We start from the raw sequence: 14,061 nt of genomic DNA, 5'->3' as shown, positions 1-14,061 counted from the left end.
ACCTCTTGTTCCAAAGTGTCACATATCACGACCGCCGATGCGACGGCCTTCGAATAAAGGAGAATGCGTTAAGCCGTCCTTGACCTAAGTCAGGCGGCCTCGAACGTGATTTGTCGTCGGAGGAACTGCGTCGCACGGTCGCTGACGGTGCCGGGCTTACCGGTGGTCAGATATCCGCCCGTGCCCTCACCGTGCATCTTCGGGTGCCGCTGCAGGTAGTCTGCAAGACTTTCGGCCACCAAAGCACCTTGGCTGAACACCTGAACATCCGACCCCAAGGCGGCCTGAAAGATTTCGGCCATCAGCGGATAGTGGGTGCAGCCCAAAATCGCGGCCTGCGGTTCCGGCATTTTCCGTTTCAGAGCGTCCACATGGCTGCGCACCAGTGCCTCGGCAAGGATCATGTCACCGTCTTCGATTGCATCGACCACACCGCCGCAAGCCTGCGCCTCGACGTCCACACCAATCGCGCGAAACGCCAGTTCCCGTTGGAACGCGCGGCTGGACACTGTCGCAGGCGTGGCAAACAACGCCACGTGCTTCACGGCAACTTCGCGCGGCGGGCTGTTGTCGCCCCATTGACGCTCGGTCAGGGCTTCGATCAGCGGCACAAAGACGCCCAGAACGCGCTTGCCCTCGGGCACGCCCTCTTCCTGCATCCGGCGCAACGCAGCGGCGCTGGCGGTGTTGCAGGCCAGAATCACCAGATCACAGCCGCGATTCCACAGGTCGTAAACGGCGCGGCGCGTCAGCTCATAGATATTCTCGGCATCGCGCACGCCATAGGGCGCATGAGCGCTGTCCGCAAAATACAGGAAATCCACGTCCGGCAGACGTTTCTGCGCGGCGTCCAGAACGGTCAGACCGCCCAATCCAGAATCAAAGATGCCTACTGCCATTTGCCCCTTTAGGCGCGATGCCGTTCCTCAAACTCGTAGCCGTAGTCGTAAGACTTCAGCGGTGTTGGGGAAAGCTCATACGTGGCTTTGCGCAAGAAATCCATCATCTTGCGTGTGTCCTTTGCCAATGGGTCCAGAACGTCGCGCCCAATGGGGTCTCCGATCACAACTTTGACCGGAGTATCGACGCGCTTTTTGAACTCTTTGATCAACAGACCCATGCGCAGAGTGTTGTGCAAATGGCTGGCGACCTGGAACAGGCGCGAGGTATGACCGTCAAAGAAAACTGGCACCACAGTGGCGTTCGACTTGGCCACCATCCGGGCTGTAAATCCGCGCCAGCCCGGGTCCATCGGGTGCGAGAACGGTTTGACCCCGGTGCTGACCGTGCCACCCGGGAAAATCCCGATCGCGCCGCCCTCACCCAGATAATTTAGCGCTGTTTTCCGTGTCTCGAGGTTCAACTTCATTGCCTCTTTGGTCTCGTCAAACGAGATCGGCAAGATGATGCGGTTGATATCCTCGGCTTTGCGGAACACGCGATGCGCCAGGATTCGGAAGTCTCCACGCGTCTCGGACAGCATGTGCCCCATCATAAGCCCATCCAGAATGCCGTAAGGATGGTTGGCGATCAGGATCAGCGGCCCGGATTTCGGAATATTCGACAGCGAGCCCCCAACGACATCCAGCGACAGCCCGTATCGGTCCACCATCACCGACCAGAAATCACGTCCGTTAGCCACCTCTTTCTCATACCCATCCGCGCGTTTGATCAGACGCAAGCGGCCCGTGGTGTTCTCCATCAACTTGATCACCATCTTCCCGCCCTTGGTTTCGGCGGAATGGGCATAAGAAATGTCACGAGCGACGTGGCGGCGCGAAGGCATTCGAATCTCCGAGGTTTGCTGCCTGCAAGATAGGTTTAAGCAACAATTTTGCCTAGGTTTCGTGACACGACAGTGACGATTTACTCGGCAGCTGCGCGCAGCTTCTGCCCTCCGTCGCGGATTACGGTTAGTAGTTCTTCGCGCCGCTTGGCGGCTTTGGCCTCATTGGCGCGCAGCACCGGCCCGAATCCGCGAATGTCCAGCGGCAGACGCGCAAGGGCGACAACTGCATCCCGCGTCTGCGGTGTAACAAGCGGCGCTACCGCCCTGATATCCCGCTCATATTGCTTGATCAGATTCCGCTCCATCCGCCGTTCGGCGTTATATCCGAAGATGTCCAGCGGTGTCCCGCGCAGGACTTTCAGCTTGGCCAGAACTTTCATCGGCTTCAGCAACCATTCCCCATAAGCCCGTTTCTTCGGCCGACCGTCCGGCCCGGTGCCACCCAGAATGGGCGGAGCCAGATGGAAGGTCATTTTGAAATCCCCGTCGAACTCGGTGGCGGTCTTTTCGCGACTGTCCAGCATCAATCGGGCGACCTCGTATTCATCCTTATAGGACAACAGCTTGTGATAGCCTTCTGCCACGGCCTTGCGAGCACCTTCATCATCAAACGCATTGACCAGTTTGAGATACCGCTTGGCCAGACGACCACTTTGATAGGCGGTCAGGTGCTGCACACGGAAATTGATGATCTGATCCAGAGTTTTCGGTAACTCGGCCGTATTAGGCTCGAGAATCCCTGCGACCTCCTGCGGATGCAGGACGGCCCAGCGACCGATGTCGAAGGCGCGTTTGTTGCGCTCGACCGCCGTGCCATTCAGTTCAATGGCCGACAAGATGGCCTCATGGCTGACCGGCAACAGACCACGCTGCCACGCCGCGCCGAAGATCATCATGTTGGAGTAGATAGAATCTCCCATCACGGCGCGCGCCAGATCTGTTGCATCGAACAGGGAAACATCCTCTTTCAGCCGCGCCTGTAAGGACAGTTTTAGCCGGTCGCCCGGAATTCGGAAATCCGTATCGCGAGTGAAATCACCGGTGACGGTTTCATGAGAGTTGACGACGGCCCCTGTTTGCCCCGCCCGCGTCAGGCCCAAGGTTTTCGCCCCCGCGGACACCACCAAATCGCCACCAATCAAGGCGTGCGCCTCACCCGTGGCGACACGAATGGCGCTGATATCCTCGGGGCGATTGGCTAGACGGCAGTTGATATGCACGGCACCACCCTTTTGAGCGAGGCCTGCCATTTCCATCATGCCCGCACCTTTGCCGTCGATTTGTGCCGCTTGCGCCAGAATTGCGCCCAAGGTCACAACGCCCGTGCCACCGACCCCGGTAATGACCACGTTATGCGTGCCTTTGATTACAGGCATTACCGGGTCCGGTAGATCCGGCAAGTCAATTTCGGTGGTGGCTTCTTTCCGAATTTGCGCACCTTCCAAGGTAACAAACGACGGACAAAACCCGTTGAGGCAAGAGAAATCCTTGTTACAGCTGGACTGATCAATCGCCCGCTTACGACCCAGCTCGGTCTCTTTCGGCACGATCGAGACGCAATTCGACTGCACCCCGCAATCGCCGCAGCCTTCGCAGATATCGGTGTTGATAAAGACACGCTTATCCGGGTCCGGGAATGCGCCCTTTTTGCGCCGACGCCGTTTCTCGGCCGCGCAGGTCTGGACGTATACGATGACGGAAACACCCTCAATCTCGCGGAAACGCTCCTGCACCTGCATCAGATCGGCGCGTTCGAATGTTTCAACTCCGGCAGGCAGGGCCTTGAAATTCAAGTCTTCTTTCTCGTCATAGACAACCGCAACATGCTGAACGCCCATGGCTTTGACCTCGGCCACGATCCGCTCGGCGGTCAGACCGCCTTCGTTCTCCTGCCCACCAGTCATGGCGACGGCATCGTTGTACAGGATCTTGAAGGTGATATTCGTCCCCGCCGCCAAAGCCGCCCGGATCGCCTGCACGCCCGAGTGGTTGTAGGTTCCGTCGCCAAGGTTCTGGAACACGTGTTTGGTGGTCGAGAATGGCGCCTCACCAATCCAGTTCGCACCCTCACCGCCCATCTGGGTGAAGCCGGTGGTCTCCCGGTCCATCCACTGCACCATGTAGTGACAACCGATGCCAGCATAGGCACGACTGCCATCGGGCAACCGGGTCGAGCTGTTATGCGGGCAGCCCGAACAGAAATACGGCAGGCGCGTCGCGATTTCTTCGGCGTTGTCGGCACGACGGGCCTCGGACAGGCTGGCCAGACCGGCGCGGACTCCATCGGTTTCGCGACCCTCATCGATCAAAATTTCACCGAGTTTCTCGGCAATCATGATCGGATCCAGCGCGCCGCGCGTGGGGAACAGCTCCTCGCGATGCAGTGCCCCGGCCCCGCCCTTGTACCAGCCATACACACGGCGGCCACGGCGGTCGTCGAAGATGGCTTCTTTGACCTGCACCTCGATCAGTTTGCGTTTTTCTTCAACGATAACAATCAGGTCAAGCCCTTCAGCCCAGTCCTGGAACCCAGCCATGTCCAGCGGAAAGGTCTGTCCGATCTTGTAGGTGGTGATCCCCAAACGTTCAGCCTCAGCCTCATCGATGTTCAAAAGAGACATCGCATGAATCAGATCCAGCCAGTTCTTCCCCGCCGCGACAAAGCCGATCTTGGCCCCCGGCTTGCCCCAGACCCGTTTGTCCATCTTGTTGGCACGCGAAAACGTCTCGGCCGCGAAACGTTTGAAATCGATGATCCGCCCTTCCTGCAGGTGCGGCGTGTCGCCCAGACGGATGTTCAACCCGCCTTCGGGCATGTCGAAATCGGGCACTGCCAATTTCATCCGGTCAACACTGCCGTCCACGACCGAGGTCACCTCAATCGTGTCTTTCATTGTCTTCAGCCCGACCCAGACACCGGCAAACCGGCTGAGTGCGAACCCGTAGACACCATAGTCCAGAACCTCCTGCACACCTGCTGGGCTGACGATCGGCATGTACATATCGACCAACGACCACTCTGACTGGTGCAAAACGGTCGAGCTTTCGCCGGTGTGGTCATCGCCCATTGCCATCAGCACACCGCCATGTTTGGCCGTGCCCGCCATATTGGCGTGGCGCATCACATCACCGGACCGGTCCACACCAGGCCCCTTGCCGTACCACAGGCCGAACACGCCATCGAACCGCCCGTCCCCGCGCAGCCCCGCCTGCTGGCTACCCCACAGGGCCGTGGCGGCCAGATCCTCGTTCAACCCGTACTGAAAGGTGATATCACTTTCGGCTAACTGCTTTTGCGCCCGCATCATCTGCTGGTCCACAGCCCCCAACGGCGACCCGCGATATCCGGTCACCAAACCGGCGGTATTTAACCCCGCCTGCGTATCCCGCGCCTTTTGGATCAGCATCAGACGCACAAGCGCTTGCGTGCCATTCAAAAGGATGGGGTTCTTTTCCAGATCGAACCGGTCATTCAGCGATATTTGTGGCTGACTCATCAGACGCCTCCCCTCGTCAGATCAGTGTGCTACTTTTTCATCCATTTTAGGTCATAATTCCTGACCTGCATAGAGTTTATCCACTGAATCACAAGGATTTCAGCCTTTGAATGTGGAAGTTGTAACCTATTTCATATAGGCGTTCCGAAAGATAACGAAAGTTGCGGCGATGGATTGGGACAAGCTTAGGATATTTCACGCGGTCGCGGATGCAGGCAGCCTTACTCATGCGGGTGATAAGCTGAATCTGTCGCAATCCGCGGTTAGTCGGCAGATCAGAGCGTTGGAAGAGTCGCTTGATTCGACCCTGTTTCACCGCCATGCGCGCGGGCTGATCCTGACCGAACAGGGTGAGTTGCTGTTCGATGCGACCTCGGCCATGTCCAAACGTCTGGACGCCGCCGCCGCGCGTATCCGTGACAGCGAAGAAGAAGTCTTTGGCGTGTTGCGCGTAACCACCACGTTCGGCTTCGGTACGCTCTGGCTGGCCCCGCGCCTGCCGAAACTGTACGAGCAATACCCCGACCTAAACATCGATTTGATGCTGGAAGAGCGCGTTCTGGACCTGCCCATGCGCGAGGCCGACGTGGCCATCCGCATGAAAGAGCCCAGCCAGGCCGATCTGGTCCGCAAACGCCTTATGACCGTGCAGATGACGCTCTACGCAACTCAGGAGTATATCGAGACGCACGGCGGGATGCTTGAATCGCTGGATGAGATCAAGGATCACCGGCTGATCTGTCAGACACCGTCGGCGCCTCAGGTCGGCGCAAGCGCTGCAATGGTGCGGCACCTGATGACGTATAACCCCGGATCGCTGCTGACAGTGAACAACTATTTCGGCGTCCTGCAGGGTGTTCTGCACAATCTGGGCATCGGCGTATTGCCGGATTATGTCACGCAGGATTTCCCGCATCTTGTTCCGATCCTGTCGGACATCGAAACGGCCGACGTTCCCGTCTACCTCGCCTATCCCGAGGAACTGCGTCATTCCAAGCGCGTCGCCGCCTTCCGCGACTTTGTTCAGGACGAGATCACTGCTCAACGCAAACAGTTGAAGCAGATGGGAAAATTGTAGCTATGCACATGCAGCATAGCGGGCATGATCAGCAATCAGTCTGAAACATCTTGATCGTTCACAAACTGATCCCTAAATGAGCACTCGAAGGCGATGATGCTGAAACGCTCATCATCTTCATACCTCCCTGTTGGACTACGGCCGAGCTTAGTGCTCGGCCTTTTTTTTGCTTTCGGGCAACGTAACGGGCTTCGATAGGCAAAACATCTGTGAATCCCGGGCACTTAGACCTATGATCTTGAAAAAATCATGAAGACTTGTGTTCGAGGACAGATTCGATGTTTCACCCCTTTCGCCTATTGTTGGCGATAATCTCCGTCATTTGCCTGACCGGACCAGTATTAGCACAAACCAGCGCTACGAACGGTTCCACAGCCCCTATCAGCATTCCCGAAGATCTGACGCCTGAACAGGTGGACGATCTGGTCGCGCGCATGTCCGACGACCAGGTCCGCGCCATTTTGTTGCAGCGTCTGGATGCTGTCGCCGAACAAAAGGCCGCCGAAGCCGAAGATCGCGAAGACCCGATTAAAGAAATCAACGAGATTTGGGCCGCGATGGTGTCCTCTTGGACGCATGTGATTGTCACCATTCCCAATCTTTTCAGCGCTCAGGCACATGCAGTCGAAAACTTTATCGGCACCTTCGGGACAAACGGTGCTCTAACTCTACTGGGATTGGTTCTGAGCGTACTGGTCGTCGGGTTTGCCGCAGAAAAGCTATTCGGCTTGCTTACGCGCAAGTGGCATAGGCCGCCCGAAGCCGCAGACGAGAACGATCTGTGGGGTGCTGTCCGGTACCTGTTCGGTCGTTTTTGCCGCGAAATCGCAGGTCTGGTAGTATTCTATGTTGTCATACGTGCCGTCGGGCGCGGACTTTTGAGCCCCGAACAGATTACCTATGCCGCGCCATTCGTATTCTACCTGATCTGGATTCCCCGTCTTGGTGCGGCCGCATCGCGGTTCATTCTAGCCCCGAACCAGCCGCACTTCCGGCTTGTCAATATTGATGACCATTGGGCCAAGTACCTGCACCGTAACCTGATCGGTCTGCTGTTCCTGATCGGCCTCACACTGTTTATTCTGCATTTCAACAGACTGAACGGAATAACGGGCGGGGAAACGCGCATCGGCTTCTGGCTCAATGCAGGGATTCACATCTATATCGGCGTCATTGCCTGGAAGGCGCGTGAGGGTCTGTCGCAGATGATGCTGGGCACCGACCCGGACCGCACCAAGTTCGACGAGGAAGTCGCGCAATATTACCCCTATTTTGCGATCGGGGTCTCGGCCGTGATCTGGCTTCTGGTTGAATTCCTGGCCGCACAGCGTGATCCGATGATCCGCAACCTGCTTTTGAAAGGCGCGCATTTCACGACGATGTTCTGGCTGCTGATTGCGCCAGCACTGGATACCCTGATCCGCGGATTGGTGCGTCATCTTCAACCTCCGATGCAAGGCGAAGGTCCTGTGGCGGAGCGGGCGTATAAGTCTACCAAACGAAGCTATATCCGTATTGGCCGGGTATTGGCCGGCATTCTGGTGATCCTGATGATCGCCAATGCGTGGGATCTGGACCTGCAGGAAATCGCTGGGGGTGGTGATGAGTCCGGCAGCAAGCTGATTCAGTTCTTCATCATCATCGCCGTCGGTTACATCCTGAATGAGGTCGTCTCGCTCTGGATCAACCGTCGCTTGGCGAAAGAGCAAACCGCCGCCGAACAAAGCCCGGACGAAGAGGCCGGCGAAGGCGGTGGCTCGGGCGGGTCGCGGCTGGCAACGGTTCTGCCCTTGTTGCGCGTGACCGCGCAGGCCGCCATCGCGGTGATCTTTGTCCTGCTCGCTTTGGGTGCGTTGGGTATCAATATCACCCCGCTTCTGGCCGGTGCCGGTGTTCTGGGATTGGCCATTGGCTTTGGTGCGCAAAAACTGGTGGCGGATATCGTCGGCGGCATCTTCTTCCTTGTCGATGACGCATTCCGTGTCGGCGAATATGTCGATGTGGGCGGCACCACCGGCACGGTCGAGAAAATCTCGATCCGGTCGATGCAGCTGCGCCACCACCGAGGGCCGGTTCACACTATTCCTTATGGTGAAATTCAGAAGCTGACCAATTACAGCCGCGACTGGGTCATCATGAAGCTGAAATTCACCGTGCCCTTCGACACCGACCCGAACAAGGTGAAGAAGATATTCAAGAAGATCGGTGCCGAGATGATGGAGGACGAGACCCACAAGGACGGCTTCTTGCAGCCCTTCAAATCTCAGGGCGTGTTCGACTTTGACGATGTGGGCATGATTATCCGGGGCAAGTTCATGGCCAAACCCGGTAAGCAGTTCACGCTGCGCAAGGAAATCTTCAACCGGGTCAAAGCCGCGTTCAAGGAAAACGGCATCGACTTTGCCCGCCGCGAGGTACGCGTTGCGATCCCCGGCCTGGATGACGCTGATCACCTGACCGAGGAACAAAAGGCCGCCATCGGCGCCGCTGCCGGTGAAGCTGCCAACCAGCAAGCCGAGCAACAGGCCCAGAAACCCGGTTCTGCTCACGGCGCGCCGGAATAAATCAGAGCCCTTTGAAAGCCACAATGGCCGCCCTGCCAATCCGACAGGGCGGTCATTTTTTTTGCCCCTAGGCCGCGTCAAACTATGCCTTGCGGGTCTTAACCCTTTCCACGGGCGCGCCCTTGCCCTAAAAGGCGCGCAATCTCGGCCCACTTGGACACAGGACAGAAGATGCAAGAGCCCGCAATCACACCCGATCTGATCGCCGCACATGGGCTCAAGCCCGACGAATACGATATGATCCTCGAGATCATCGGGCGTGAGCCGACATTTACCGAACTGGGCATCTTTTCGGCCATGTGGAACGAGCACTGTTCCTACAAATCCTCGAAGAAGTGGCTGCGCACCCTGCCCACTTCGGGCCCTCAGGTCATCTGCGGACCGGGTGAGAACGCGGGTGTGGTCGATATCGGTGACGGTCAGGCCGTGGTCTTCAAGATGGAAAGCCACAACCACCCGTCCTACATCGAACCCTATCAGGGCGCGGCGACCGGCGTGGGTGGCATCCTGCGCGATGTCTTCACCATGGGTGCGCGTCCGATTGCCTCGATGAATGCTCTGTCGTTCGGTGAGCCCGGACACCACAAGACCCGCCAACTGGTCAACGGCGTGGTCGAAGGCATTGGCGGTTATGGCAACTGCTTTGGCGTTCCCTGCGTTGGCGGCGAAGTTCGCTTCCACCCGGCCTATAATGGCAACTGTCTTGTGAACGCATTCGCCGCCGGTCTGGCCGACAGTGACAAGATTTTCTACTCGGCGGCCTCGGGCGTCGGGATGCCGGTCGTTTACTTGGGCGCAAAAACCGGCCGTGATGGCGTTGGTGGTGCGACCATGGCCTCGGCCGAATTCGACGACACGATCGAAGAAAAACGCCCCACCGTTCAGGTCGGCGACCCCTTCACCGAAAAGCGCCTGATGGAAGCGACGCTCGAACTGATGCAGACCGGCGCCGTGATCTCGATCCAAGACATGGGTGCTGCTGGCCTGACCTGTTCCGCCGTTGAGATGGGCGACAAGGGTGGTCTGGGCGTGCGTCTGGACCTTGAAAACGTACCCCAGCGCGAAGAGAACATGACCGCATACGAGATGATGCTGTCTGAATCTCAGGAACGCATGTTGATGGTCCTCAAGCCCGAGCTTGAAGCCGAGGCGCGTGCCGTGTTTGAAAAATGGGACCTGGACTTTGCTATCGTCGGAGAAACGATTGCAGAAGACCGTTTCCTGATCGTTCACAATGGCGAAGTCAAAGCCGACCTCGTTCTGTCGAAACTGTCTTCGACCGCACCGGAATACGACCGCCCGTGGGTGGCGACACCCGAGGCAGAAGAACTGTCCGAAGTGCCTCAGATCGATCCGATTGATGGTCTGCGCGCCCTGCTCGCCTCGCCCAACTATGCGGGCAAGCAGTGGGTTTACGAGCAATATGACACGATGGTCATGGCCGACACCGCCCGCACACCGGGTCTGGGGGCTGGCATGGTCCGCGTGCACGGCACTGACAAAGCGCTGGCCTTCACCAGCGACGTGACCCCGCGCTATGTGCGCGCCAACCCGGTCGAGGGCGGCAAGCAAGCGGTGGCCGAAGCCTATCGCAACCTGACCGCTGTGGGAGCGAAACCGCTGGCGACCACCGACAACCTGAACTTCGGCAACCCCGAAAAGCCCGAGATAATGGGCCAGTTCGTCGGTGCCATTCAGGGTATTGGTGAGGCGGTCGCAGCGCTGGATATGCCGATCGTTTCGGGCAACGTCTCGCTGTACAACGAAACCGATGGTCAGGCGATCCTTCCGACCCCGACCATTGGCGCAGTCGGCCTGCTGTCTCATACCGATGAGATCATTGGTAACGAAGTCCGCGAGGGCCACGTCGCACTGGTCATCGGTGAAACCAACGGCCATCTGGGCCAATCCGCTCTGCTGGCCGAGGTCTTCAACCGCGAAGACGGTGATGCGCCACATGTCGATTTGGACGCCGAAAAACGCAACGGTGAGTTCATCCGCGCCAACCGCGAGATGATCAAGGCTTGCACCGATCTGGGCGATGGTGGTTTGGCGCTGGCGGCTTTCGAACTGGCCGAGGCCGCTGGCGTCGGTGTTCACCTCGACGACGCTACGACCGAGTTCCTGTTCGGCGAAGATCAGGCCCGCTATCTGGTCGCTTGTAACTTCGATCAGGCCGAGGCGCTGATGATCGCAGCTGGTCAGGCCGGTGTTCCTTTGGTTTCCGTTGGCCGCTTTACCGGTGACAGCGTGCGCATCGGCAACTCCGAGGCCGCGCTTGAGGAACTGACCGCCACCTTCCGCAGCAGCTTTGCCGAGGCCGTGGCCTGATCGATGATCACGATTTGATTGCAAAACCTGCGTCCCCGACGGGCGCAGGTTTTGTCGTTTTCAGACCCCTTTCACACCCTTGCGCGCCCCGCCTTGGCGCTCTACATCTTGGGAAAGACCTTCAGGAGTTACCTACATGCCGATGAGCGCCCACGAAATCGAACACCTGCTGCGCGAAGCCTTTCCGGATGCGGAAATTCAGGTCGGCGGGCATGACGGCGTGCATATGTCCGCTATGGTCGTGGACGAAAGCTTTCGCGGGAAAAACCGTGTCCAGCAACAGCGCGCGGTCTATGCGGCGCTGAAAGGCAAGATGGACGGCCCGGATGGCGACCTGCACGCGCTAGCGTTGACGACGAAAGCGCCTGAATAGTGGACGAACCGATCGGATGGGTTCTGCTACGACTAACCTCTCTGGTCTTTGACATAGTCTACTCGTTAGCGATCTTGTTTTGTGATCTACCAAGACTGCTAAAATACGGGCCCAGATATTGGCGTGTCACAAGGAAAATGAGACGGCGCGAGTACGAACGGCGCCTGGGTTGAAAGGCCAATTATGAGCGGCATGCTATTTTGGATATGCACACTTGCAACTTTGATAGTTGCCGCCGCTCTGATCGAAGCCTATGTGAAGCGGAACAGAAAACGTAACCTTGCCGACATGCGCCCGGACCCGGACAAAATCAGCAAGGTTGGTGGCATCGAAAGATACGGACTGGATCCGCTGGCACTGGCACAGGCCGAACACCGACGGTTGGAGGAAGAAGGATGGACCTCTGACTCGTCACAGAATGAAACGACCGCCCCGGATGCGGGTGAAAAGGACAAGCAAGATGAGCGACGTTAAAACCCAGATCGACGAAACCGTCAAAGCCAACGACGTGGTGCTGTACATGAAGGGCACCAAGGAAATGCCACAGTGTGGGTTCTCGTCCCGCGTGGCTGGTGTTCTGAATTACATGGGTGTGGACTACACCGACGTGAACGTTCTGGCCGACGAAGAGGTACGTCAGGGCATCAAGGATTACTCCGACTGGCCGACCGTTCCCCAGCTTTTTGTCAAAGGCGAATTCGTCGGCGGTTGCGACATCATCACCGAGATGACCCTGTCGGGTGAGCTGGACACGCTGTTCGACGAAAACGGTGTCGGCTACAACAAGGAAGCCGCAGACAAGATCCGCGAAGCAAACGCCTGATCAGCGGCTGCTGCAATTCTGAAGAACGACTTGCTCGCTGGCGGCATCCGAACCTGCCGCCAGAAAGCTAACCGTGGCGTCCCAACCTTTGGAACGCAGGATGTAAGTCCCTACCCCTCCGGCAGACTCGTAGCGGATGCCGGACCCGCTTTGGGCCTGCCGCAGCGTGACCAGTTGATTGTCGACCACCATCGCCGCCGCACTGGACCCGTCTGGCGCGTTGAAATAGGCGACCTCCAGCGGAACCCCATTGTCACAGGTAAATGTCACCGGCAGAATGTCGATTTCAGCCACAGCCAATCCGGCCGGCAGCGTCATCATTGCGGCAAAAGTCAGAGTCCTGACAGAGTTCATTCGGAAGACCTTTCTTCGATCACGGATGCAAGGGCTTCTGCCCGCGCGGCCAATTCCGCCAGGGTATCTGTAACCGAAGGCGGCACCACGGCCACTTCGATCCGTTCGGGCTCCGGTTGCGGCATGTTTCTGAGCGCGAAAAGCTCCTCTTCAACGGCGACCAGTTTCGCCTGGAGCGCATTTATCTTTTCATCCGTCCCGGCTGCCTTGTCGGCAAGCATCAGACCGGCCATCAGCAACATCCGCGATTCCGGCATACGACCGATCTGATCGGACAGGACCTGCGCCTCGTCATCCAGCATCTTGGCGGCAGAATGCAGAAACGCCTCTTCACCTTCCTGGCACGAGACTTCAAAGCCGCGCCCACCGATTTGAATGGTCACTTCGGGCATTACTCAACCTCTCCTTCCGCCAGTTTCGCCTGCGACAGCAGCGGCTCCAACCGGGCCAATACCGCGTGTGCTTCAGCCGCATCGGTTGCCTGTGCGGCGCGCGTCGCCTCTAGCTCGGCAACAGTGGCGCGATTAAGAAGATCCGCGTCGGGAAGTCCATCTTCAGCCGCCGCCCGCAATTCGTCCACCGATTGGCGCAATTGCTCATTCGCCTTTCGCATCCGCTGCAGATCGTCATCCAGACGCGACATCGCCGCCCCGTGGCTGGCGCGTTCCGCCCGCAGCATGTCCAACTCGGCACTCAAGTCGGCCACCCGTTCGCTGTCAGCCAGTTCCGACCGAAGGCGCGCATTTTCAGCCTCAACCTCCTGTGCCTTACTGACGGCGCCTGCCAGTTGCGCGTTTTCAGCTTTTAAAGCCTCTAGCTCATCCTGATTTTCCAGCGCCGCTTTGGCCGCTGCCAACTCGGCACGCGCAGCCTCGACCGAGGCCAGCTTTGCAGTCGCTGCGGCCAGTTGCTCTCGCAAGGCTCCGTTTTCGGGATCTTCCACTGGCGCCGTACGCAGGCTTTCCATGTCTGCGCGCATGGCGTCGACTTCCTGCTCGTGGCGTTCCTTCAGTGTTTTGAGACGCTGTTCCAATTGTGCATTTGCAACGCGTTCGTCATCCAATTCCGCGCGCAGGGCGTCATCCGCGCCACCGCTGGCCGGAGCCACGTCCCGCAGCGTCTCGACGCCGGTTCCGATCCGATCCATTGCGGCAATGATACGGCGCTGTAGTTCTTCGATCTGGCTCATGCCCCTGCCACCTCTTTACCAAGGTTCCTTGTAACGCGGGATTGTCCGAATCAACTTACTCCG

12 protein-coding genes are annotated in these 14,061 nt (G+C 58.2%); 6 read left to right on the top strand and 6 right to left on the bottom strand.

The features are described 5' to 3' along the window. Window positions 1-89 precede the first annotated feature (89 nt). From GOX63_RS02030 to GOX63_RS02020, 3 genes are all read right to left on the bottom strand, one after another. A complete protein-coding gene (locus GOX63_RS02030) occupies window positions 90-899 on the bottom strand; it encodes a glutamate racemase (protein WP_170324817.1) in 810 nt (269 codons plus the stop codon). Window positions 900-907: 8 nt separating this feature from the next. Further along, complete coding sequence (locus GOX63_RS02025; protein WP_170324816.1) at window positions 908-1,786, bottom strand: lysophospholipid acyltransferase family protein; 879 nt, start codon at window positions 1,784-1,786, stop codon at window positions 908-910. An 80-nt stretch (window positions 1,787-1,866) separates the two neighbouring features. Further along, complete coding sequence (locus GOX63_RS02020) at window positions 1,867-5,286, bottom strand: indolepyruvate ferredoxin oxidoreductase family protein (protein ID WP_170324815.1); 3,420 nt, start codon at window positions 5,284-5,286, stop codon at window positions 1,867-1,869. Window positions 5,287-5,455: 169 nt separating this feature from the next. On the opposite strand from GOX63_RS02020, the gene GOX63_RS02015 reads away from it, so the two are divergent. The 6 genes from GOX63_RS02015 to grxD all read left to right on the top strand — a co-directional run bounded on the left by GOX63_RS02015 (window position 5,456) and on the right by grxD (window position 12,455). Then, window positions 5,456-6,364 (top strand): LysR family transcriptional regulator, encoded by a 909-nt coding sequence (locus tag GOX63_RS02015; protein WP_170324814.1) that lies wholly within the window; start codon window positions 5,456-5,458, stop codon window positions 6,362-6,364. A 278-nt stretch (window positions 6,365-6,642) separates the two neighbouring features. Next, a complete protein-coding gene (locus GOX63_RS02010; RefSeq protein WP_170324813.1) occupies window positions 6,643-8,928 on the top strand; it encodes a mechanosensitive ion channel family protein in 2,286 nt (761 codons plus the stop codon). Between the two features lie 171 nt (window positions 8,929-9,099). Then, on the top strand, window positions 9,100-11,259 hold the full coding sequence (gene purL / locus GOX63_RS02005) for a phosphoribosylformylglycinamidine synthase subunit PurL (protein ID WP_170324812.1): 2,160 nt from the start codon (window positions 9,100-9,102) through the stop codon (window positions 11,257-11,259). Between the two features lie 136 nt (window positions 11,260-11,395). Then, window positions 11,396-11,632 carry a BolA/IbaG family iron-sulfur metabolism protein gene (locus GOX63_RS02000; RefSeq protein WP_170324811.1) on the top strand — a complete coding sequence of 79 codons (237 nt, stop codon included), beginning with the start codon at window positions 11,396-11,398 and terminating at the stop codon, window positions 11,630-11,632. Between the two features lie 192 nt (window positions 11,633-11,824). Continuing rightward, on the top strand, window positions 11,825-12,106 hold the full coding sequence (locus GOX63_RS01995) for a hypothetical protein (RefSeq protein WP_170324810.1): 282 nt from the start codon (window positions 11,825-11,827) through the stop codon (window positions 12,104-12,106). Continuing rightward, window positions 12,093-12,455: a Grx4 family monothiol glutaredoxin gene (gene grxD, locus GOX63_RS01990; RefSeq protein ID WP_170324809.1), complete on the top strand. Its 363-nt coding sequence runs from the start codon at window positions 12,093-12,095 to the stop codon at window positions 12,453-12,455. Before GOX63_RS01995 ends, grxD begins: the two co-directional genes overlap by 14 nt. Here grxD and GOX63_RS01985 read toward each other — a convergent pair whose 3' ends face one another. Genes GOX63_RS01985 through GOX63_RS01975 form a run of 3 tightly spaced genes read right to left on the bottom strand, consistent with a single transcriptional unit; the run spans window position 12,456 to window position 13,998 of the window. Then, window positions 12,456-12,809 (bottom strand): MliC family protein, encoded by a 354-nt coding sequence (locus GOX63_RS01985; RefSeq protein WP_170544658.1) that lies wholly within the window; start codon window positions 12,807-12,809, stop codon window positions 12,456-12,458. Further along, the gene (locus GOX63_RS01980) at window positions 12,806-13,201 is read right to left on the bottom strand and encodes a cell division protein ZapA (RefSeq protein ID WP_170324807.1); all 396 of its coding nucleotides are present in this window, start codon (window positions 13,199-13,201) and stop codon (window positions 12,806-12,808) included. Before GOX63_RS01980 ends, GOX63_RS01985 begins: the two co-directional genes overlap by 4 nt. Next, a complete protein-coding gene (locus GOX63_RS01975; protein ID WP_170324806.1) occupies window positions 13,201-13,998 on the bottom strand; it encodes a hypothetical protein in 798 nt (265 codons plus the stop codon). Before GOX63_RS01975 ends, GOX63_RS01980 begins: the two co-directional genes overlap by 1 nt. Between the last annotated feature and the right edge of the window lie 63 nt (window positions 13,999-14,061).

The organism is Ruegeria arenilitoris, from assembly GCF_013031355.1.
Taxonomy (GTDB): domain Bacteria; phylum Pseudomonadota; class Alphaproteobacteria; order Rhodobacterales; family Rhodobacteraceae; genus Ruegeria; species Ruegeria arenilitoris_C.
This window is presented reverse-complemented; position numbering and strand designations above follow the sequence as displayed.

Bases quoted from the DNA above. Each gene is read 5' to 3' on its own strand.
- grxD (WP_170324809.1), top strand. From the start codon at position 12,093: ATGAGCGACGTTAAAACCCAGATCGACGAAACCGTCAAAGCCAACGAC.
- GOX63_RS01985 (WP_170544658.1), bottom strand. From the start codon at position 12,809: ATGAACTCTGTCAGGACTCTGACTTTTGCCGCAATGATGACGCTGCCG.
- GOX63_RS02010 (WP_170324813.1), top strand. From the start codon at position 6,643: ATGTTTCACCCCTTTCGCCTATTGTTGGCGATAATCTCCGTCATTTGC.
- GOX63_RS01995 (WP_170324810.1), top strand. From the start codon at position 11,825: ATGCTATTTTGGATATGCACACTTGCAACTTTGATAGTTGCCGCCGCT.
- GOX63_RS01975 (WP_170324806.1), bottom strand. From the start codon at position 13,998: ATGAGCCAGATCGAAGAACTACAGCGCCGTATCATTGCCGCAATGGAT.
- GOX63_RS02025 (WP_170324816.1), bottom strand. From the start codon at position 1,786: ATGCCTTCGCGCCGCCACGTCGCTCGTGACATTTCTTATGCCCATTCC.
- GOX63_RS02015 (WP_170324814.1), top strand. From the start codon at position 5,456: ATGGATTGGGACAAGCTTAGGATATTTCACGCGGTCGCGGATGCAGGC.
- GOX63_RS02030 (WP_170324817.1), bottom strand. From the start codon at position 899: ATGGCAGTAGGCATCTTTGATTCTGGATTGGGCGGTCTGACCGTTCTG.
- GOX63_RS02020 (WP_170324815.1), bottom strand. From the start codon at position 5,286: ATGAGTCAGCCACAAATATCGCTGAATGACCGGTTCGATCTGGAAAAG.
- GOX63_RS02000 (WP_170324811.1), top strand. From the start codon at position 11,396: ATGCCGATGAGCGCCCACGAAATCGAACACCTGCTGCGCGAAGCCTTT.
- purL (WP_170324812.1), top strand. From the start codon at position 9,100: ATGCAAGAGCCCGCAATCACACCCGATCTGATCGCCGCACATGGGCTC.
- GOX63_RS01980 (WP_170324807.1), bottom strand. From the start codon at position 13,201: ATGCCCGAAGTGACCATTCAAATCGGTGGGCGCGGCTTTGAAGTCTCG.